Annotated in this window: 15 protein-coding genes; 7 read left to right on the top strand and 8 right to left on the bottom strand. The window is 69.6% G+C overall.

Features of this window, described 5'->3' with window-relative positions:
* The first annotated feature begins 83 nt into the window (after positions 1-83).
* Positions 84-1211: a sensor histidine kinase gene (locus BT98_RS0120995; protein WP_239370906.1), complete on the top strand. Its 1128-nt coding sequence runs from the start codon at positions 84-86 to the stop codon at positions 1209-1211.
* Between the two features lie 267 nt (positions 1212-1478).
* On the opposite strand, the gene BT98_RS0120990 is transcribed toward BT98_RS0120995, so the two are convergent.
* From BT98_RS0120990 to BT98_RS0120955, 8 genes are all read right to left on the bottom strand, one after another.
* Positions 1479-1826 (bottom strand): RidA family protein, encoded by a 348-nt coding sequence (locus BT98_RS0120990; RefSeq protein WP_019462035.1) that lies wholly within the window; start codon positions 1824-1826, stop codon positions 1479-1481.
* A 109-nt stretch (positions 1827-1935) separates the two neighbouring features.
* Entirely contained in the window at positions 1936-3327 is a 1392-nt protein-coding gene (locus BT98_RS0120985) for an FAD/NAD(P)-dependent oxidoreductase (RefSeq protein ID WP_019462034.1), read from the bottom strand.
* On the bottom strand, positions 3327-3653 hold the full coding sequence (locus tag BT98_RS25545) for a (2Fe-2S)-binding protein (protein ID WP_019462033.1): 327 nt from the start codon (positions 3651-3653) through the stop codon (positions 3327-3329). The genes BT98_RS0120985 and BT98_RS25545 overlap by 1 nt, the downstream gene beginning before the upstream one ends.
* Positions 3634-4755, bottom strand: a complete 1122-nt coding sequence (locus BT98_RS0120975) for an NAD(P)/FAD-dependent oxidoreductase (RefSeq protein WP_019462032.1) — start codon at positions 4753-4755, stop codon at positions 3634-3636. The genes BT98_RS25545 and BT98_RS0120975 overlap by 20 nt, the downstream gene beginning before the upstream one ends.
* Positions 4756-5128: 373 nt before the next feature.
* Positions 5129-5926 carry an ABC transporter permease gene (locus BT98_RS0120970; RefSeq protein ID WP_019462031.1) on the bottom strand — a complete coding sequence of 266 codons (798 nt, stop codon included), beginning with the start codon at positions 5924-5926 and terminating at the stop codon, positions 5129-5131.
* Positions 5923-6789 carry an ABC transporter permease gene (locus BT98_RS0120965; RefSeq protein ID WP_019462030.1) on the bottom strand — a complete coding sequence of 289 codons (867 nt, stop codon included), beginning with the start codon at positions 6787-6789 and terminating at the stop codon, positions 5923-5925. The genes BT98_RS0120970 and BT98_RS0120965 overlap by 4 nt, the downstream gene beginning before the upstream one ends.
* Before the next feature lie 10 nt (positions 6790-6799).
* The gene (locus BT98_RS0120960) at positions 6800-7846 is read right to left on the bottom strand and encodes an ABC transporter ATP-binding protein (RefSeq protein ID WP_019462029.1); all 1047 of its coding nucleotides are present in this window, start codon (positions 7844-7846) and stop codon (positions 6800-6802) included.
* A gap of 2 nt (positions 7847-7848) precedes the next feature.
* Entirely contained in the window at positions 7849-8889 is a 1041-nt protein-coding gene (locus tag BT98_RS0120955) for an ABC transporter substrate-binding protein (protein ID WP_026033355.1), read from the bottom strand.
* Positions 8890-9090: 201 nt separating this feature from the next.
* Here BT98_RS0120955 and BT98_RS0120950 point away from each other — a divergent pair, with 201 nt between their 5' ends.
* The 6 genes from BT98_RS0120950 to BT98_RS0120920 all read left to right on the top strand — a co-directional run bounded on the left by BT98_RS0120950 (position 9091) and on the right by BT98_RS0120920 (position 17997).
* Positions 9091-10002: a LysR substrate-binding domain-containing protein gene (locus BT98_RS0120950; RefSeq protein WP_037251932.1), complete on the top strand. Its 912-nt coding sequence runs from the start codon at positions 9091-9093 to the stop codon at positions 10000-10002.
* A gap of 123 nt (positions 10003-10125) precedes the next feature.
* The gene (locus tag BT98_RS0120945; protein ID WP_019462026.1) at positions 10126-11517 is read left to right on the top strand and encodes an L-serine ammonia-lyase; all 1392 of its coding nucleotides are present in this window, start codon (positions 10126-10128) and stop codon (positions 11515-11517) included.
* 107 nt (positions 11518-11624) lie between these two features.
* Entirely contained in the window at positions 11625-12107 is a 483-nt protein-coding gene (gene mscL / locus BT98_RS0120940; protein WP_019462025.1) for a large-conductance mechanosensitive channel protein MscL, read from the top strand.
* Entirely contained in the window at positions 12107-13246 is a 1140-nt protein-coding gene (locus BT98_RS0120935; RefSeq protein WP_019462024.1) for a transporter substrate-binding domain-containing protein, read from the top strand. The genes mscL and BT98_RS0120935 overlap by 1 nt, the downstream gene beginning before the upstream one ends.
* 1087 nt (positions 13247-14333) lie before the next feature.
* Positions 14334-16553 (top strand): GumC family protein, encoded by a 2220-nt coding sequence (locus BT98_RS0120925; RefSeq protein ID WP_019462023.1) that lies wholly within the window; start codon positions 14334-14336, stop codon positions 16551-16553.
* Positions 16554-16623: 70 nt separating this feature from the next.
* A complete protein-coding gene (locus tag BT98_RS0120920; protein ID WP_019462022.1) occupies positions 16624-17997 on the top strand; it encodes a lipopolysaccharide biosynthesis protein in 1374 nt (457 codons plus the stop codon).
* The last annotated feature ends 27 nt before the right edge of the window (positions 17998-18024 follow it).

Here is an 18024-nt window from a genome sequence, read left to right as displayed (position 1 = left end):
CCAAGTGTACGGAAGCCGACAGTCAACCGCTGCCGTGACTGGCAGGGGAGAGGCCCTGCGAACGTGTTACGTGGAGCCTGCGAGTGTCGACGGAGCCTGCCACCGGTGCCACACCGAACCTGGACGGGCACACCTCCTCCGAGACGTCCTCACCCTGGGTGGACGGAGGCGGGCATCAGCCTGATGAGCTATCGTCCGACTCTGTCGCGGCCCTCAGAGCCGAGAACAGGATCCTGCGGGCGAAGCTCGAGCACGCCGAGCGGCTGCTGCACAGCGCGACCGACTACGCCGTGATCACTATGAACCTCGGCGGGCGGATCACCGGCTGGAACGCCGGGGCACGCGCCATCCTGGGCTACGCTGAGCCCGAAATCCTCGGCCGCTCGGGCGAGGTGTTCTTCACCGCTGAGGACCGCGCCGCCGGCGTATTCGTGGGCGAGCTGTGCCGGGCGAGGGAGCACGGGCGCGCGCTCAACGAGCGCTGGCACCTGCGGCGTGACGGCGCCCGCTTCTGGGCCAGCGGGTCGATGATGCCGCTGACCGACGGCGACGGGCGCGTGGAGGGCTTCCTCAACGTGTTCCGCGACGACACCGCGGGCCGGACCGAGGAGGAGCGCCGGGCATTGCGGCTGGCCGAGATGGGGCACCGGGTAAAGAACGTCCTGGCCACCGTACAGGCGGTCGCGGGCCAGACCCTGCACCGGGCCGGCGTGAGCCCGGAGGTGCGGGACGTGCTGACCGCCCGGCTAATCGCCCTGGCGCGCTCGCACGAGCTGCTCACCAGCGGCGACGGGGACGGGGCTCCGCTGGCCGAGGTGGTGGAGCGCGCACTGCTGCCTTACGGCGACGCCGAACGCGTGACCCTGGAAGGGCCGCCGGTACGGCTGCCGGCCAGCGCGGTGGAGATGCTCGGGCTGGCCTTCCACGAGCTGGCCACCAACGCGGCGAAGTACGGCGCGCTGTCGGTGCCCGAGGGCGGCGTGGCTGTCCGCTGGAGCCTGCGCAAGGGCAAGGGGGGCAGCCGGTTCGTGGACATCCTGTGGCGCGAGCACGGCGGCCCGCCCGTTATCCCGCCGCCCAGCCGTGGCTTCGGTTCGAGGCTGCTGGAACGCGGGCTGGTGCATGATCTCGGCGGCACGGTGAAGCTCGGCTTCCATCCCGAAGGCGTGGAGTGCCACATCTGCTTGCCAATCAGCGTGGAAGCAAACTGACATCGTGGACGGAAGCGATGGCCCGCTTTCGGTCGGGAGCACGTATACCCTCTCATCCCTCTTGCCCTTCAACACGGTGTCTTTCTTTTCAGGCACCCCGTGTCTCCACCTGCGCCCAGGGATCAACCCGAGGGCTGACGGCCACCATGTGGAGCCAACGCAAGCCCGGGGTCCGGGGACCGGCTTCGGTCCCCGGCGAAGAGGGGGTCCGGGGCGAGAGGCAGAGCCTCTCCCCCGGGGGCCAACCCGGAGCGCGACGTGGACCGGTCAGCCGCGCGCGGCGGTGACCACCACCTCGATCAGCGTGTCCGGTCCGAGATCGGCGACGCCGATGGTGGCGCGGGTCGGCAGGTCCTCCGCGCCGAACCATTCGGTCCAGGCGGCGTTCATCTCGTCCTTCAGCGCCATGTCGGTGATGTAGAGCGTGGCGGCCAGGACCTTGCCCTTGTCGCTGCCGTTCTCCTCCAGCAGCTTGCCGACCTTGGCCAGGATCTGCGCAGTCTGGCCCTTCATGGAAAGGGAACGGTCGTCGGCGACAATGCCGCCGAAATACAGCACGCCGTTATGCTCCACCACGCGGTGCATGATGGGGGTGCGGGCATGGCGTCGGATCATGGAATGACTTTCGGTTGGTGGCAGGAATTCCGGGCGGCGCCTCCGGCCACCCGGTCAGCGGGAAGTGCCCTGCTGCCTGCCGCCGCCGGATGCCGGCGGCGGCAGGCGCTCAGGCCACTTCCTCCGGCGGCAGGGCAGCGAGCTCGCCCACCGTCAGCGGCTTGAAGGGCGCGCGGGGGCGCAGGGTCCCGGCATCCTCGATGGAGATGCCCCGCTCCGCGGCGATCAGCGCCGCCACGGTGGTGCCGCACATCCGCCCCTGGCAGGGTCCCATGCCCGCGCGCAGATAGGCCTTGGCCTGGTTGGGACCGGTGGCACCCAGGCGGGCGGCGAGGCGGACCTGCCCCGCCGTGACCTCCTCGCAGCGGCAGACGACTGTGGCGTCGTCGCGCGGGGCCAGAACCTCCGGTGCCGGGGCATAGAGCGCATCGAGGAAGGGGCGCAGCGACAGCGCGGCGGCGAGGGCGGCGTGATGCGGTCCGGCGCGGTGGTCGCGCTCGGCCTCGGAGATCCGGCCCAGCCGCCGTGCCGCGTCCAGAGCCACGAGCCGCCCGGTGGCCAGCGCCGCCTCCCAGCCGCCGATACCACCGCCATCGCCCGCGATGGCGATGCGCTCCTGGCTGGTGGCGCCCCAGGCGTCGAGCACCGGGCGCCAGCAGAGCTGCGCCGTGTCCCAGCGGTGCTCCAGCCCGATGGCGCGCGAGACATGGGTGGAGGGGATCACCCCCTCATGCAGCAGCAGGGTGTCGCAGGGCAGGCTGCCGCTCTCCCAGCGCACGCGCTCGACCCGCGCCTCGCCCTCGGCACGGAGGCCGCGGACGTTGCGCACCACCCTGAGCCCGCGTCGCTTCGCCTCGCGCACCAGGGCAAGGCCCTTGAGCAGCAGCCCGCGCCCGTTCCACAGCCCGCCGGGATGCCGCAGCCCGACCCCGGCCGCGCCGCCGCGCGTGGTTTCCAGCAGGGTCACCGGCCCCGCCCCGGCGCGCAGGAGCTGCACCGCCAGCAGCCAGGTGAGCGGCCCCTGCCCGGCCAGGACCACCGGCCCTTGCGGCACCGCGCCCGCAGTCTTGAGCAGGATCTGCGCCGCGCCCATGCCCATCACGCCCGGCAGCGTCCAGCCAGGGATCGGCACCGGCCTTTCCTGCGCTCCGGTCGCCAGCAGCACGCGCCGCGCCTCGATCTCCGAGGAAGCGCCGCCATGCAGCACCGAAAGCAGCCCGGCTTGCCGGTCGAGGTGCCAGAGCGTGGTGGAGGGGCGGTAGCCGATGCCCTTCGTGGCCCGGAACTGGCGCGCCAGCGCGGCGCCCTGGGTGGCGAATTCGCCCTGGAGGGCCGGGTCGCCGGAGGCGGCCTCCACGGCGCGGAAGACCTGCCCGCCCGGCGCCGGCTGCTCGTCCAGCACGGTCACGGAAAGGCCCAGTGCCGCCGCCTCGATGGCGGCGCCCATGCCGGCCGGACCGGCACCGACGATGGCCAGATCGACAATGGAACCGGCGGCCATCACGCGCCCTCCCCCACCATCTCCGGCCGCGCCCGGCGCGCGCCCTGCTGCGGCACGATCCGCATGCCCGGCGCCACCGTCACCATGCAGGACTGCCGGTTGGCCACGCCGTCGATCTCGGCGAGGCAATCGAAGCAGACGCCCATCATGCAGTAGGGCAGGCGCGGCGAGCCCTTCACCGGCGTGCTGCGGATGGCGGGAAGGCCCGCCAGCAGCACGGCGGCGGCGGCGGAAGCGCCTTCCGGCACCTGCACGCTGCGCCCATCCACGAAGACCTCCACCTGCGCCGCGCCGGGCGCGCGGGCCTCAGGCCGCTGTGCGAACATCGTTGAAACGCCTTGCGCTGAAGGGGGCCATCTCCGGCGGAAGCTCGCCGGCGGCGATCATCGGGGCCAGCCGGTTGGCATGCGCCCCGGCCAGGGTGACGCCGGAATGGCAGTTGGCGATGAAGGCACCGGGGAAGCGTTCGGACTGCTCATAGAGCGGCAGCCCGTCCGGCGACATGATGCGCAGCGCCGACCAGGCGCGCACGATGTTCAGCTCGGCGATCCAGGGAAAGGACAGCACCGCGCGCCGTGCCATGCCGCGCATGATGCCGGGCGTCTGGGTCAGGCTGTCGTAGCCCGCCTCCTCCTTGCTGTCGCCCATCATCACCGAGCCCTCGTCGGTCTGCCGCACCGTGGTGGTGGGCATGGGCAGCAGCATGCGGGTGCGCTCCGTCACCAGCACCTCGCCCCGCTGCGGCCGCACCGGCGCGGAAAGGCCGAAGCGCGGCGCCAGCTCCAGGTTGCCCAGCCCGGCCGCCAGGACCAGCCGCGGCGCGCGATGCGCCTCGCCCGCCGCCGTCACCGAGAAATCCCCCGGCGCGGCGGTGCTTTCCTCGACCTTCGCATTCGGCTTGTACACGCCTCCGGCCTCGCGGAAGGCGGCGTGCAGCCCGCGCAGGAGGTAGAGCGGGCTGGCATGGCCGTCATAGGGCGTCCAGCTCGCGCCCACGACCGCCTTGCCGATGCCGGGCATCATGTCGCGGACCTCGGCATGGCGCAGCATGCGGTATTCCATGCCGAGATTCCCGGCCTCCCGCTGCAGCCGCGCCATGTAGCCGGCGCGGGCCTCGAACTCCTCCTCGGAGAGGCAAATGTGCAGGCCGCCCGGCTGGTGCAGCGCCGTGTCGAGCCCGGTGCGCTCCGCCAGCTCCCGCGCCAGCGCCGGCCATTCCTCGGCCGAGCCGCGCGTCCAGCGCTGGTAGTGCGGCGCGCCCAGCCCTTTGGACTGGACCCAGACCAGGCCGAAATTGCCGCGGCTGGCGCGGTGGGCGACATCGCCCTCATCCAGCAGCAGCGTCGCGAGGCCCTGCTTCGCCAGGCCATAGGCGATGGCGGTGCCCACCAGCCCGCCGCCCACCACGATCGCGTCGTGGGTGCTCATCGGTTATCGTCCTTGTTGCAGCGGGGATGCCTTGTCGGGCCCCAGGGAAGGCTCTGCCTCCCCCAGCCCCCCTCCGCCGGGGAGAGAGTGTCTCCCCGGACCCCGCCTGAGTTTGGCGCCGCCTGGAACGCCGGGGCCGGATGCATTTCCGGTGCTTTGGCGGACAGGCGGGACTCATGGAAGTAACAGACCGGCCTCAGCGCGCGTGGCACCGGCAGTTGCCGAAGGGCGAGGCCCTTCGGCGCGATCCGGCAACAGCTGGAATCAGCGAATGGGAGGTCCAGGAACCTCAGGTTCCTGGCGGATAGGGGGTCAGGGGGAAAGGCGGAGCCTTGCCCCCGGGACGGCGAGACGCCGGACAACGCAACGCGCATCACCGCCGCTCCCCGGTCAGCAGACGATCGATCGGGTAGAACCGATCCAGCACCACCAGCACCAGCGCGGTCAGCCCGATCAGCGCGGCGGAGACGGCGGCCACGAGCGGGTCCGTCATCTGGTCGATATAGGTGAAGAGCCGCACCGGCAGCGGGGTGGAGGAGGGCGAGGCAAGGAAGAGGCTCACCGTCAGCTCGTCGAAGCTGGTGATGAAGGCCAGGATCCAGCCCCCCGCCACGCCGGGCAGGATCAGCGGCAGGGTGATGCGGCGGAAGACGGTGAGGCGCCCGGCGCCCAGGCTCTCGGCGGCGCGTTCGACACGCGGGTCGAGACCGGCGAGGCCGGCGGTCACCAGCCGCACCATGTAGGGTGTCACCACGATCAGGTGCGCCGCCACCAGCCCGGCAAAGGAGCCCGCGAGGCCGAGGCCGGAGAAGAAGCGCAGCAGCGCCACGCCCAGCACGACATGCGGGATCATCAGCGGCGAGACCAGGAAGGCCGCGATGGCGTCGCGGCCAGGAAAGCGCCCACGTGCGATGGCCAGCGCCGCCGGTACGGCGATCAGCGCGGAAAGCGTGGCCGAGACGAGGCCGAGTTGCAGGCTGACCCAGAAGCTGTCCAGGAACTGCGGATTTTCGGCGATGGCCCGGTACCAGCGCAGCGATGCACCGTCGAAGGGCATCGCCATGAAGCCCTTGTCGGTGAAGGAGACCAGGATCACGACCACCAGCGGCGCCAGGATGAAGGCGATGAAGAGCCAGTGGAAGGCCAGGGACAGCGGACCGTTGCGGTTCATGCCCCGACTCCCAGCCGGCGCAGCGCGCGGCGTTCCACCAGCCGCGTCCAGAGCAACGTGCAGAGCAGGATGGCAATGAGCAGCAGCACGGCGATGGCGGCGCCCAGTGGCCAGTTCAGCGTGTTGAGGAACTCGTTGTAGGCCATGCTGGCCACCACGCGCAGCCGCTTGCCGCCCAGCATGGCGGGCGTGGCGAAGGCGGAGGCCGAGAGGCAGAAGACCATCAGCGCGCCGCCGAGAACGCCCGGCATGATGTTGGGCAGGATCACCCGGCGGAAGGTGGTGAGGCGCCCGGCGCCGAGGCTTTCCGCCGCGCGGGCCAGGGCGGGGTCGAGCCGCCCCAGGCTGGCCCAGACGGACAGCACCACCAGCGGCACCATGACATGGACGAGGCCGATGACGATGGCGAGCTCGGTGAACATCAGGCGGAAGGGCGCGCCGGGGATGCCAATGGCCACCAGCGCGTCGTTGACCAGCCCGTTGGTGCCGAGCAGCACCATCCAGCCGAAGGTCCGCACCACGACGGAGACCAGCAGCGGCCCGACCACCACCAGCAGCATCAGCCCGCGCCAGCGCGGCGCCATGCGGTGGACGATCCAGGCCTCCGGCACGCCGATCAGCAGGCAGATGGCGGTGGTGACGAGGGAAAGGCGGAAGGTGCGCTCCAGCACCTCGCGGAACAGCGAATCCGTGGCTAGGTCGGCGTAGTTGGCCAGGTTCCAGCGCGGCAGGATGCCCTTGTCGAAATCGAAGCCCTGCAGGCTGAGCACAGCGACGCCGATCAGCGGCAGCAGCAGCACCAGCGCATAGACGAGGCCCGAGGGCAGCGTCAGCAGCAAGGGGGAGGCGAGGCGCCTGCTCATACCGCCCCCCTCATGCCGCCAGCCGGCGCAGGCTGTGCGCGTCCCAGTCCAGGGAAACGGGGGAGCCTTCCTCGACCGGCGCGGCGCCGGTGTTCTGCGCCGTCACCATGACCGCGCCCAGCGCCGTATCGACGCGGTAGAGCCAGGAGCCGCCCAGGAAGACACGCGAATGCACCTCGCCGCGCAGCCCGGGCTCGGTGGCGGGACGCAGGCGCAAGCGTTCCGGGCGGATGGTCAGCAGGATGTCACCGGGGGCGGCGGCGAGTTCCGGCGGCAGGGCGAAGCGGTGCCCGCCGGCCTCGGCCTCGCCCCGCCCGGTGGCACGGGCCGGCAGGCGGTTGCTGCGGCCGAGGAAGTCGGCGACGAATTCGCCCGCCGGCTCCTCATAGGCACGCCAGGGCGCGTCGATCTGCATCAGCCGCCCGCCCTGCATCACCGCCACGCGATCGCAGAGCGCCATGGCCTCGTGCTGGTCATGCGTCACCATGACGGTGGTGACGCCGACGCGGCGCTGCAGCTCGCGCAGCTCCACCTGCATCTCCTCGCGCAGCTTGGCGTCGAGGTTGGAGAGCGGCTCGTCCAGCAGCAGCAGGCGCGGCTCGATCACCAGGGCGCGCGCCAGGGCCACGCGTTGCTGCTGCCCACCCGACATGTTGCGCGGGAAGCGGTCGGCCAGGTGCGCGAGATGAACAAGGTCCAGCGCCTCGCGCACCCGCTTCGCGCGCTCCGCCTTCGGCACCTTGCGCATCTCCAGCCCGAAGGCGACGTTCTCCGCCGCGGTCATGTGCGGAAAGAGCGCGTAGGACTGGAAGACGATGCCCATGCCGCGCTTCGCCGCGGGCACGGCGGCGAGGTCGCGGCCCTCCAGCACGATGCGCCCGGCACTCGGCGCCTCGAAGCCCGCGATCATCTGCAGCGTGGTGGTCTTGCCGCAGCCGGAGGGGCCGAGCAGGCCCAGGAACTCCCCCTGGGCCACGCGGATGGTCACGTCCTGCACCGCCGTGACGGGGCCGTACTGCTTGCCGACCCCGTCCAGTTCCAGAAAGGCGGGCGCCATGCTCAGCGCTCGACCTCACGCTGCCAGCGGCGCGTCCACTCGGTGCGGTTCTTGTTGATCACGTCCCAGTCCATGGTGACGAGCTGCTTCACCTGGTCCTCGCCATAGATGACGCGCCTGGCGACATCCTCGGGCAGCTTCACCTCCTTGTTGGTGGGGCCGGAGCCGTAATAGGTGGAGAAGGCCACCTGCACGGCGGGCGAGAGCAGGTGCGCGACGAATTTCTGCGCCAGCTCCGGCTTCGGCGCGCCCTCCACGGCGCAGGTCGCGGTCATCAGCACCACCGCGCCCTCCTTGGGCCGCACGATCTCCAGCGGGAAGCCGGATTCCTTCATCGCCGCGACGCGGGAGGAGCCCCAGACGGAGAGCCAGATCTCGCCGGACTGGAACATCTCGCTCATCTTGCCCGGGCTGCTCTCATAGGCGAGCACGTTCGGGTTGATCTTCTCGCGCATTACCTTGAAGCCCGGAGCGATGTCGTTCTCGCCGCCGCCATTGGCGCGGGCCATCATCACCAGCGTGTGCAGGCCATAGGTGTTGTCGATGCCGGGGATGGAGAGGCGCTGCTTGTATTCCGGCTTCGCCAGATCCATCCAGGAGGCGGGAACCGGCAGGTTGCGCTGCTTGAACAGGTCGGCGTTGTAGGCGATGCCGGTATAGCCGAAGCCGGTGCCCACCGCCTTGCCGCCGCCCATCACCGCGATGGGATAGACGCTGTCCAGCGCCTTCCGGTCCGAGACCTGCTGGCAGAAGCCGAGCGAGACGGCCTGGGCCATCGGCCCGTCATCCAGCAGCACGACGCCGATCTCCTGCCGCCCGCGCTGGGCCTGCAGCCGTGCCAGGCTGTCCGAGGAGTTGCCGGCGAGGTAATCGACCTTGACGTTGTTCGCCTTCTCGAATTCCGGGATCACGCTTTCCCGCATGATCTTCTCGTAGGAGCCGCCATAGGCCGCCACCACGAGCCGGTCCTGCGCCGAGGCTGTGCCCGCCGCACCGATCGACGCCCCCATCAGGGCCGTCGCCGCCAGAAGCAGTCTGCGCATCATTGTCGTCTTCCCTGCTGCCATCCCCGGGCCATCCCCGGACGCCCGATCCGTTGCTGCACGTGCGAAAGGCGCATCGCCCAAAACCCATGCATCCCGGCACCGGATCGGTCCCGCATGCCTTCCAGGCTGGCATTGGCGGGAACGGAAGCGCAAATTCATAATCGTCCCGGTTTCATTCCCTGAGGTAGCGAACCCGCCATGACGCCCCGCCGACTGCACCAGCTGGAAGCATTCCGTGCCGTCATGCAGAGCGGTTCGGTCACGCGCGCGGCGGAGATGCTGAGCCTGTCGCAGCCCGCCGTGACCAAGCTGCTGCGGGCGCTGGAGGAGGAGACACGGCTTGCCCTCTTCGACCGCAGCCGCCGCCGCCTGACGCCGACGCACGAGGCGCGGCGCTTCGAGGCGGAGGCGGAACGCTTTTTCGCCGCCGCCACCCGCATGGACCGGATCGCCAACGACATGCGGAGCGGCGGGATGGGCGAGCTGCGTGTCGCCACCCTGCCCTCCTTCGGCTTCAGCTTCGTCCCCAGTGTGCTGGCCCGCTTCGCACGGCAGGTGCGGCAGCTCCGTGTCTCGGTGACGGTGGCCAGTTCGCTGGAGGTGCATGAGATGGTGGCGGGCGGTCTGGCCGATCTGGGCTTCGCCCTGTCGCTCTCGGCCGCACCGGCCAGTGCCGTGGCGGAGCCCATCCGCCTGCCCGGCATCCTCGTCCTGCCGCCTGGGCACCGCCTGGCACGGCGGCGGCGCGTGATGCTGGCGGAGCTCCAGGGGGAGCCCTGCATCTCCCTCGGGCGCCAGTACCGGCTGCGCGACCTGGTGGACGAGCTCTTCGAGCGGCACGGTGTGGCGCCCGTCCCGGTGGCCGAGACGCAGAATGCCGCGGCCGCCTGCGCCATGGCGGCGGAAGGGCTGGGCTTTACCGTGGTGGAGGCCATCACGGCGGCGCAGTTCGCCGGGCGGGTGGTGCTGCGCCCGCTGGAGCCGACGGTGGAATTCCCGGTGAACGTGCTGGCCCCGCCCGGCCGGCCCGTCGCCGTGCTGGCGGCGCGGTTCCTGGAGATGCTGCGTGCCGAGGCCGCAGCGCAGTCCGCCCGGGCCGGCCGGCGATAGGGGAGATGGCGGGCGGCCCCGGCGGAATCGCGGCACCGGGGCGACGGCAGGCGGCCCGGCGATGTAGGCTGGCGGGCGGATGCTGTTGACTGCGATCAGCCCTGTCAGGGAGTACCGTCCGGCGTGACCTCTTCGCGGCAGAGTTTCATCGGCCTGTTCGACCTGTTCCGGATCGGCATCGGCCCTTCCAGTTCCCACACGGTGGGGCCGATGGTGGCCGCGCGGCGCTTTCTGGAGGAAACAGCGGGAGCCGGGCTGCGGATCGCGCGGCTGCGGGCAGAGCTGTTCGGCTCCCTGGCCCTGACCGGGCGCGGCCATGCCACGGATACGGCGGTGCTGATCGGCCTGACCGGCGCCCAGCCCGACACAATCGACCCGGACGAGGCGGCGGAACGGGTGCGGCGGCTCCGCGCCACGCACCGCCTGCCCCTGCCGGATGGGCGGGAGATCGCCTTCGACCCGGCGCAGGACCTCGTCTTCCACATGCGCGAGAGCCTGCCGCGCCACCCCAACGGGCTGCGCTTCACCGCCTGGTCAGGGGGCTCATCGGAGGGCCTCGCGCGGGAATACTTCTCGGTCGGGGGCGGCTTCGTCGTCGGCGCGGCGGAGGAGGCGCCCACCGATGCCTCCGGCGGCGTCCCGGAGGTTCCGCACCCCTTCGCCGATACCGCGGAGCTGCTGACCCGGGCGGCGGGGGCTCGCCTGTCCATCGCCGCGTTGATGCGGGCCAACGAGGAAAGCCTGCGCCCGGCCGCCGAGGTCTCCGCCGGGATCGCGCGCCTCTGGGCGGCGATGCGCGCCTGCGTCGAACGCGGTTTGCGCGGGGAAGGCGAATTGCCCGGCGGGTTGCGGGTGCGCCGCCGCGCCCCGGCCTTGTGGCGCGCCTTGCAGGCGCGGGAGGGGCGCAACGAGGCCGACCCGCTGATCGGCATGGACTGGGTGAACCTCTATGCCCTGGCGGTGAACGAGGAGAACGCCGCCGGCGGGCGGGTGGTGACCGCGCCCACCAACGGTGCGGCCGGGATCGTGCCGGCGGTGCTGCATTACTATGAACGCTTCGTCCCCGGGGCGGGCGCGGCGGGGGTCGAGACCTTCTTCCTGGCCGCCGCCGCCATCGGCGCCATCATCAAGCGCAATGCCTCCATCTCCGGCGCCGAGGTCGGCTGCCAGGGGGAGGTCGGCTCCGCCTGCGCCATGGCGGCGGCCGGGCTGGCCGCGGCGCTGGGCGGCAGCAACGCCCAGGTGGAGAATGCCGCGGAGATCGGGCTGGAGCACAATCTGGGCCTGACCTGCGACCCGATCGCCGGGCTTGTGCAGGTGCCCTGCATCGAGCGGAACGCCCTGGCGGCGGTGAAGGCGATCAACGCCGCGCGCCTCGCCCTGCATGGGGACGGGGCGCATCTGGTCAGCCTGGATCAGGTGGTGCGGACCATGCGCCAGACCGGGCTCGACATGTCGCACAAGTACAAGGAGACCTCGCTGGGCGGCCTCGCGGTGAATGTCATCGAATGCTGAGACGGCCGCCTATGGTCTTTGGAGACACGCACGGCAACGTGGGGTTCCGCTGCCCACAGGAACATGGCTAGGCTCTTTGCGGCAACAATTCCAGCAAGCGAGATTCCATGGCGATCAAAGTCAGCGAGCCAGCCTGGGTGCGCGAGTTCAAGACCTTCATTCAGCGCGGCAATGTCGTCGACCTGGCCGTCGGCGTGGTCATTGGTGCCGCCTTCACCACCATCGTCGGCAGTCTCGTCGAGGACATCATCAACCCGATCATCGGCCTCCTGGTCGGCGGGATCGACTTCTCCAACGTCTTCGTCGTGCTGTCCGGCGAAAGGCAGCCCTCGCTCGAAGCCACGCGCAACGGCGGCGCCGCGGTGCTCGCCATCGGCCGGTTCATCAATGCCATCATCAAGTTCGGCATCGTGGCCCTGGCCATCTTCTTCCTGCTGAAGCTGCTGGCGCGTTTCCACTTCACCACCGCGCTGGAGGAGAAGGCGCCCGCCGGGCCGACGCCGACCGAGAAGCTGCTGACGGAGATCCGCGACGAGCTGCGCCGGGATGCTCCGCCCTCGACGCTGCCGGCCTCGCCCGGCACCCTCTGATGCGGCGCCCAGGGCCGCTGGCTTTCCTGCTGCTGGCCCTGGCACTGACGGCCTGGCTGCCGCCGGGCCCCGCCCTGGCGCAGCCGGCCCTGGCCCCGGCGGCACCCCCGCCGGGCTTCGCCGACCGGGAACTGGTGATCGGCACGAAGGACGCGGCCCCCTTCGCGATGAAAAGCGCGGAGGGGCAGTGGCAGGGCATCAGCATCGATCTCTGGCGCCATGTCGCCGACGGGATGGGGCTGCGCTACCGCTTCGAGGAGTTGCCGACCGTCCAGGCCCTGGTCGATGCGGTCGCGGCCGGGCGTGTCGATGCCGGCGTGGCGGCGATCACCGTCACCGCCGCCCGCAAGCGCGTCATCGACTTCACCCAGCCCTTCTATGCCACCGGCCTCGGGGTGGCCGTGCCCTCCGAGGGGGTGACGGCCTGGCTGCCGGTGCTGCGGACCTTCCTGTCCTTCAGCTTCCTGCAGGCGGTGCTGGCGCTGCTCGGCATCGCGCTGGCGGTGGGTGTCCTGATCTGGCTGTTCGAGCGGCGGCACAACAAGCCCTATGGTGGCGGCCCCGTGCGGGGCCTGACGGCGGGGGTCTGGTGGTCCGCCGTGGCCATGACCCAGGCCGGTGCCGCGCAGGACGGACCGGTGACCACGCCGGGCCGCATCCTGGCCACGGTCTGGATGATCGCTTCGGTCGTGACCATCGCGGTCTTCATCGCCGGCATCAGCTCCGCCCTCACCACCCAGCGCCTGCAGGGCCTGGTCCGCAACGTGAACGACCTGCGGGGCATGCGGGTCGGCGTGGTGGAGGGCTCCTCCGCCGCGGAGTTCCTGACGGCGCAGAGGGTGAGTTGGCGCGGCTTCCCCAGCCCCCGGGAGGGGCTGGCGGCCGTGCAGAAGCATCAGGTCGATGCCTTCGTCCACGATCGCCCCCTACTGAGCTGGATGATCCGGCAGGATTTCTCCAGCCTCCAGCTTCTCGGCATCAATCTCGACGTGCAGAACTACGCCGTGGCCCTGCCGGAGGACAACGCGCTGCGCCGTTCCCTGGACGTGGCCCTCCTCGACTCGCTGCGGGGCGAATGGTGGCAGCAGACACTGTTCCGCTATCTGGGCTCGGCGGAGATAGAGGGCGCCGGGCGGTAGGGGGCTGCCAACCTCTCGGCCCAGGTACCTGACCTGCTTTCCCCGGGGAATGGTTCCGTGCCCGCCACCTGCCGTGCTTGGCCATCGGTGCCTGCCTGGAACGCGGCTTCTCGGCAAAATGTCAGCGATTTCACCGGCGATCGGGTCCGCCTTCCCGGGCAAACCATGGGCAGTACGCGCCAAGGTTGCTGTGATGAATACATAGGCAGATGGCGAAAGCCAAGAGCATTGGAAATATACTGACGGCTATGGCAAGGATTTCCTCAGGTCAGCATGAAAAATTCGCGCTTTTCGGGAGAAATTTTCTACTTATTCTTTGTTGCTATGCAGCATTTATGAGATTTACATAATGCGCTATTTTTAATTCAAGCAAAAAATAATTTCTAATACTTAACACGAGTAAATAAAAATAAAATTGAGAGAAATAATATAATAACTACATGAATTTTTTGAAAACAATGCGTTTTTTATTGTTCTATTCAAAAAAATTTCTTTGTGATAATAGTTTATTACATTGCCTGCTTCGTAATTACAACATAATGTCCACAGAATTTTTTGCGCTTGAAGTATAAATGCAGCAGGTTGCTCCCGCACAACAACAACACCGCAATCTCAAACTCACGAAAAAAGTATCATTAATGATACGTCGTTACGATTTTTGATGTTGATTTTTGTCTCTTAACCATGCACACCCTTTTTCGGAACCCGCCCTGGCCCGGCACAACCGCCACCGGAGCCGAGACAACCCGTAGGAACAACCTGGAGGCCACAAAGTCATGACCTCGCGCTTCGGCGTGCCTCTTTGCTCTCCATCAAAGAGATGCGGCGAGAATGAGGCTGGCATGCCCAGTCTCCGGTTGAATTCGGCCCGTGGCACGAAGAAGCCGGTCGCCGGCCCGTGCGGCGCCGCGGCCGATCGACTTTATACCCCGGCCTTCGGCCAAGGTCATGATTCCAGGTCCGCCGCCAACCGCTCCGAGTGGAAGAACGCCATGAGCCCCGTCCACGCCATCCCGCGAGGCCCCATGCGGGCCACTCAATTGTTGGAACCGGCCCATCCAGTGGCCATTTGCCCGGAGAACGCCGCATGAACATGCTGCCGAGTTCCAACCAGCCCCAGAATGTCCGCGCGGAGATCGTGCAGAACGCACCGCGCGAGATGTCGATCGGCATGGTCATGCAGTCCATCTGGCGCCACCGCTTCTTCATGCTGGTCTGGCTCATCCTGGTGGTCGGCCTGGCCTCGCTGGTCATCTTCAACCTGCAGGCCAGCTACCGCTCCACCGCCCTGGTGGCGCTGGACACGCGCCAGATCCGCTTCACCGAAGTGAGCGCCACGCTCGCCAACCCGTCGGCGCCGATGGATTCCAACGTCGTGCGTACCGAGGTGGAGATCCTGAACAGCGATGCCGTGGCGCGGGAGGTCGTAAAGGACCTGGATCTCGTCAACGATCCGGAATTCCTGCCGCAGCCTTCGCTGCTGACGCGAATCGCCTCGCGCATCCCCTTCCTGGCGGGAATCCTCCCTGCCGCCGAGGAGGAGAAGCCGGTGGACGCGGACACCCGCCTGGCGCAGGTGGTGAACGCCTACAGGAACCGCCTCACCATCTTCAATGACGGCCGTTCCTATGTGATCTCCGTCTCCTTCGAGGCCTCCTCCCCGGCCGATGCCGCGCGCATCGCGAACCGCCATGCCGAGGTCTACATCGCGCGCCAGCGGGCGGTGAAGGACCAGGCCCTGGCCAGCGCCACGAGCTGGCTGGACCGTGAGGTCGCCACCCTGTCCGACCGGCTGAGCCAGTCCGAGCGGGCGATCCAGGCTTATCGCGAGCGCAACGGCCTGCTCAGCCTGGGCGGCGGTGCCGGCGGCGGCAACCGCGCCGGCTCCACCCTGGCGCAGCAGCAGCTCGCCGACGTGGCCGCGCAACTGGCCCAGGCCCGCGCCGACCTTGCCTCGCGGGAAGCGCGCCTGCGCCAGTCCCGTGACCCGAGCACGGCCGGCAGCGTGACCGAGGTGGTCAATTCCGACGCCCTGAGCCGCCTGCGCGACGCCGAGGTGCAGGCCCGGGCCCGGTTGGCCGAGGTTGCCGGTCAGGCCGGTCCGAACCTCCCGACCGCCCAGCCGCTTCGCGCGCAGATCGCCGAGATCCAGCGCATGATCGGCGCCGAGCAGGCCCGCATCCAGCGCAGCCTGGCCAACGAGGCGACCATCGCCCGGACCCGCGTGGCCGAGCTGACGCAGACGGTGCAGAGCCTGCAGTCGCAGCTCGCCACCAGCGAGCGCAGCGGCGCCGAGCTGATGGGGCTGGAGCGCGAGGCCTCGGCCACCCGCGCCCTGTATGAGAGCCTGCTGAGCCGCCAGAAGCAGGTGGCGACGCAGGTCGGCATCCAGCAGGCCGATGCGATCCTCACCTCCCGCGCCACGCCGGCCCTGTTCCCCGCCTTCCCGAACAAGAAGATGTTCCTGGGCGTGGCGATCCTGGTGGCCGTGGCAACGGGCGCGATGGTCGCGCTGCTGCTCGACCGCCGCCGCAAGGGCTTCGAGACGGTGGAGGAGACGGAGGCCGAGATCGGCGTGCCGGTCCTGGCCGCCCTGCCCAAGCCTGCCCGCCGCAACATGACGCTGGCCAACGAGGTGGCCGACCATCCGCGCTCCATCGGCGCGGAGGCGGTTCGTACCCTGCGCAGCATGCTGGCCACGCGGGAGGGCGGCATCCCGCCGGTCCTCGCCGTGACCTCCTCGCTGCCCGCGGAAGGCAAGACCAGCGTCGCCCTGTCGCTGGCGCGCAGCCTGGCCAGCTCCGGCTTCCAGGTGCTGCTGATCGAGGCGGATTTCCGTCGCGGCAACCTGGCCCGGACGCTGTTCAAGAAGCCGGTCGATGTCGGCGCCATCGCGGTGCTGGAGCAGCGCGTCTCCCTGGTCCAGGCGACGCGGGAGGACCCCTCCTCGCCGCTGCACGTGCTGGCCTCGGAGGGCACCAACGCCACGCCGCAGGACCTGCTGGAGCCGTCGCGCCTGCGCCCGCTGATCGTCGCGGCCCGGTCCACCTACGACTACGTCATCGTGGACACGCCGCCGGTCTCCGCCGTCTCCGACGCGCTGCTGATCGGCCGCTCGGTGGACGAGACGCTGCTGGTGGTGCGGGCGGGCTCCACGCCGTCCGCCGCGGTCGCCGCCACGGTGAAGGCCTTCCGCACCGCGCGGCTGCCGATCGCGGGCTTCGTGCTCAACGCGACCGACCCGAAGCGGACCGGCCCCACCGGCTATCCGACCAACCAGCTCTCGCTTTCCTACCTGAACGGCTGAAGCAGAACTCCATGACCGCAGTGTCCCTGCCAAACTCCGCCTTCGCGTCACGCCTGGAGCGCGACGCGGCATGAGCGGGCGGAGCGAAACCGGGGGGCGCCTGCTGGGCCTTCGCCAGGGTTCCACCCGGCTGGTCCGGGGCGTGCTGGGCGGGCGGGGCACCAGCTTCGCCTTCGCCCAGACGCTGCTCACGCAGTTCCTGGTGCTGGCGCTGAACGTGGGGACGGGCATCATCACCGCTCGTCTCCTCGGGCCGGAAGGTCGGGGCGCCTTTGGCGCCATCACCCTCTGGCCCACCTTCCTGTCCACCATGATCATCGGCGGGCTGCCGCTGGCGCAGGTCTACTACATGCGCAACGCGAAGCCCGAGGAGCAGGCGGAGGTGCTCGGCGCCTCCATCCTCCTGGCCTTCGTGCTAGGCATCATCGGCGCGGTGGCGGCGGTGGTGGCGATCCCGCTGGCCATGTCCGGCCATTACCCGGCGGAGGTGGTGGCGCTGGCACCCTATGCCGCCGTGGTGACGGTGATGTCGCTCTTCGCCGTGTTGCTGAAGAACTCCTTCACCGCGCTGGACCGCTTCGGCTCCTTCAACACGATGAGCTGGCTGGACCCAGCGCTGTACCTGGTCTTCCTGGTGGCTGTGGCCTTCGCCATCGGGCTGACGCCGGCGGTGTCGGCCTTTGCGATGTGGACCTCGACCGCGGTCTGCCTTTGCGTGATCGCGTACAAGCTCTGGCGCATCCTGCCGCCGCGCTTCAGCCATCCGGGCCGCTGGCTGCCGGGGCTCGTGTCCTACACCGTGCGCGCGGTGGGCATCGGCACGTTGGGCAGCCTGACCTTCTACCTGGACCGGCTCTTCCTGGTGGCGGTAATCTCGCCAGAGGAGTTCGGCCTCTATCTCGTGGCCTTCAGCCTGTCGCGCCTGCTGATGGTGCTGCAGACCGCGGCCAGCGCCGTGATGCTGCCCGCCATGGCCGGCAAGTCTCCCGAGGAGGCGAGCGCCCTGCACGACCGGACCTTCCGCCTGATGCTGGTGGCGGTGATCCTGGCCGGCATCGGCGTCTGGGTGCTGGGCGGTCCGGCGCTGTCCCTGCTCTACGGCAAGGAATTCGGCGCGGCGCATGCTCTCTTCCTGGTGCTGGTGATCGAGGAGGCCTTCTCGGCCCTTGCCCAGGTCTCCAGCCAGCTCTACCTGGCCATGGGGCGCCCCGGCTATGTCTCGATCGCCCAGGTGGCGGCCTTCGCCACGTTGGGCCTGGGGCTGTTCCTGCTAGTTCCCGTGATGGGGGCGATGGGTGCCGCGGTGGCGGCGACCATGTCCTCGCTGGTGCGCATGATCATGATGCTGGCCGGCATGCCACGCGTCCTTGATCTGCCCCGTCCCCGCCTTTCCGTGCTGCCTGCAGAGCTGCTGGGCTATGCACGGAAGCTCGCCCGGTCCTGACCGAGCACAGAAACGAGGTTCGCTGGC

Source organism: Roseomonas mucosa ATCC BAA-692, assembly GCF_000622225.1.
Classification (GTDB): Bacteria; Pseudomonadota; Alphaproteobacteria; order Acetobacterales; family Acetobacteraceae; genus Roseomonas; species Roseomonas mucosa.
The sequence above is the reverse complement of the archived record's forward strand: the minus strand, read 5'-3'. Positions and strand labels throughout refer to the sequence as shown.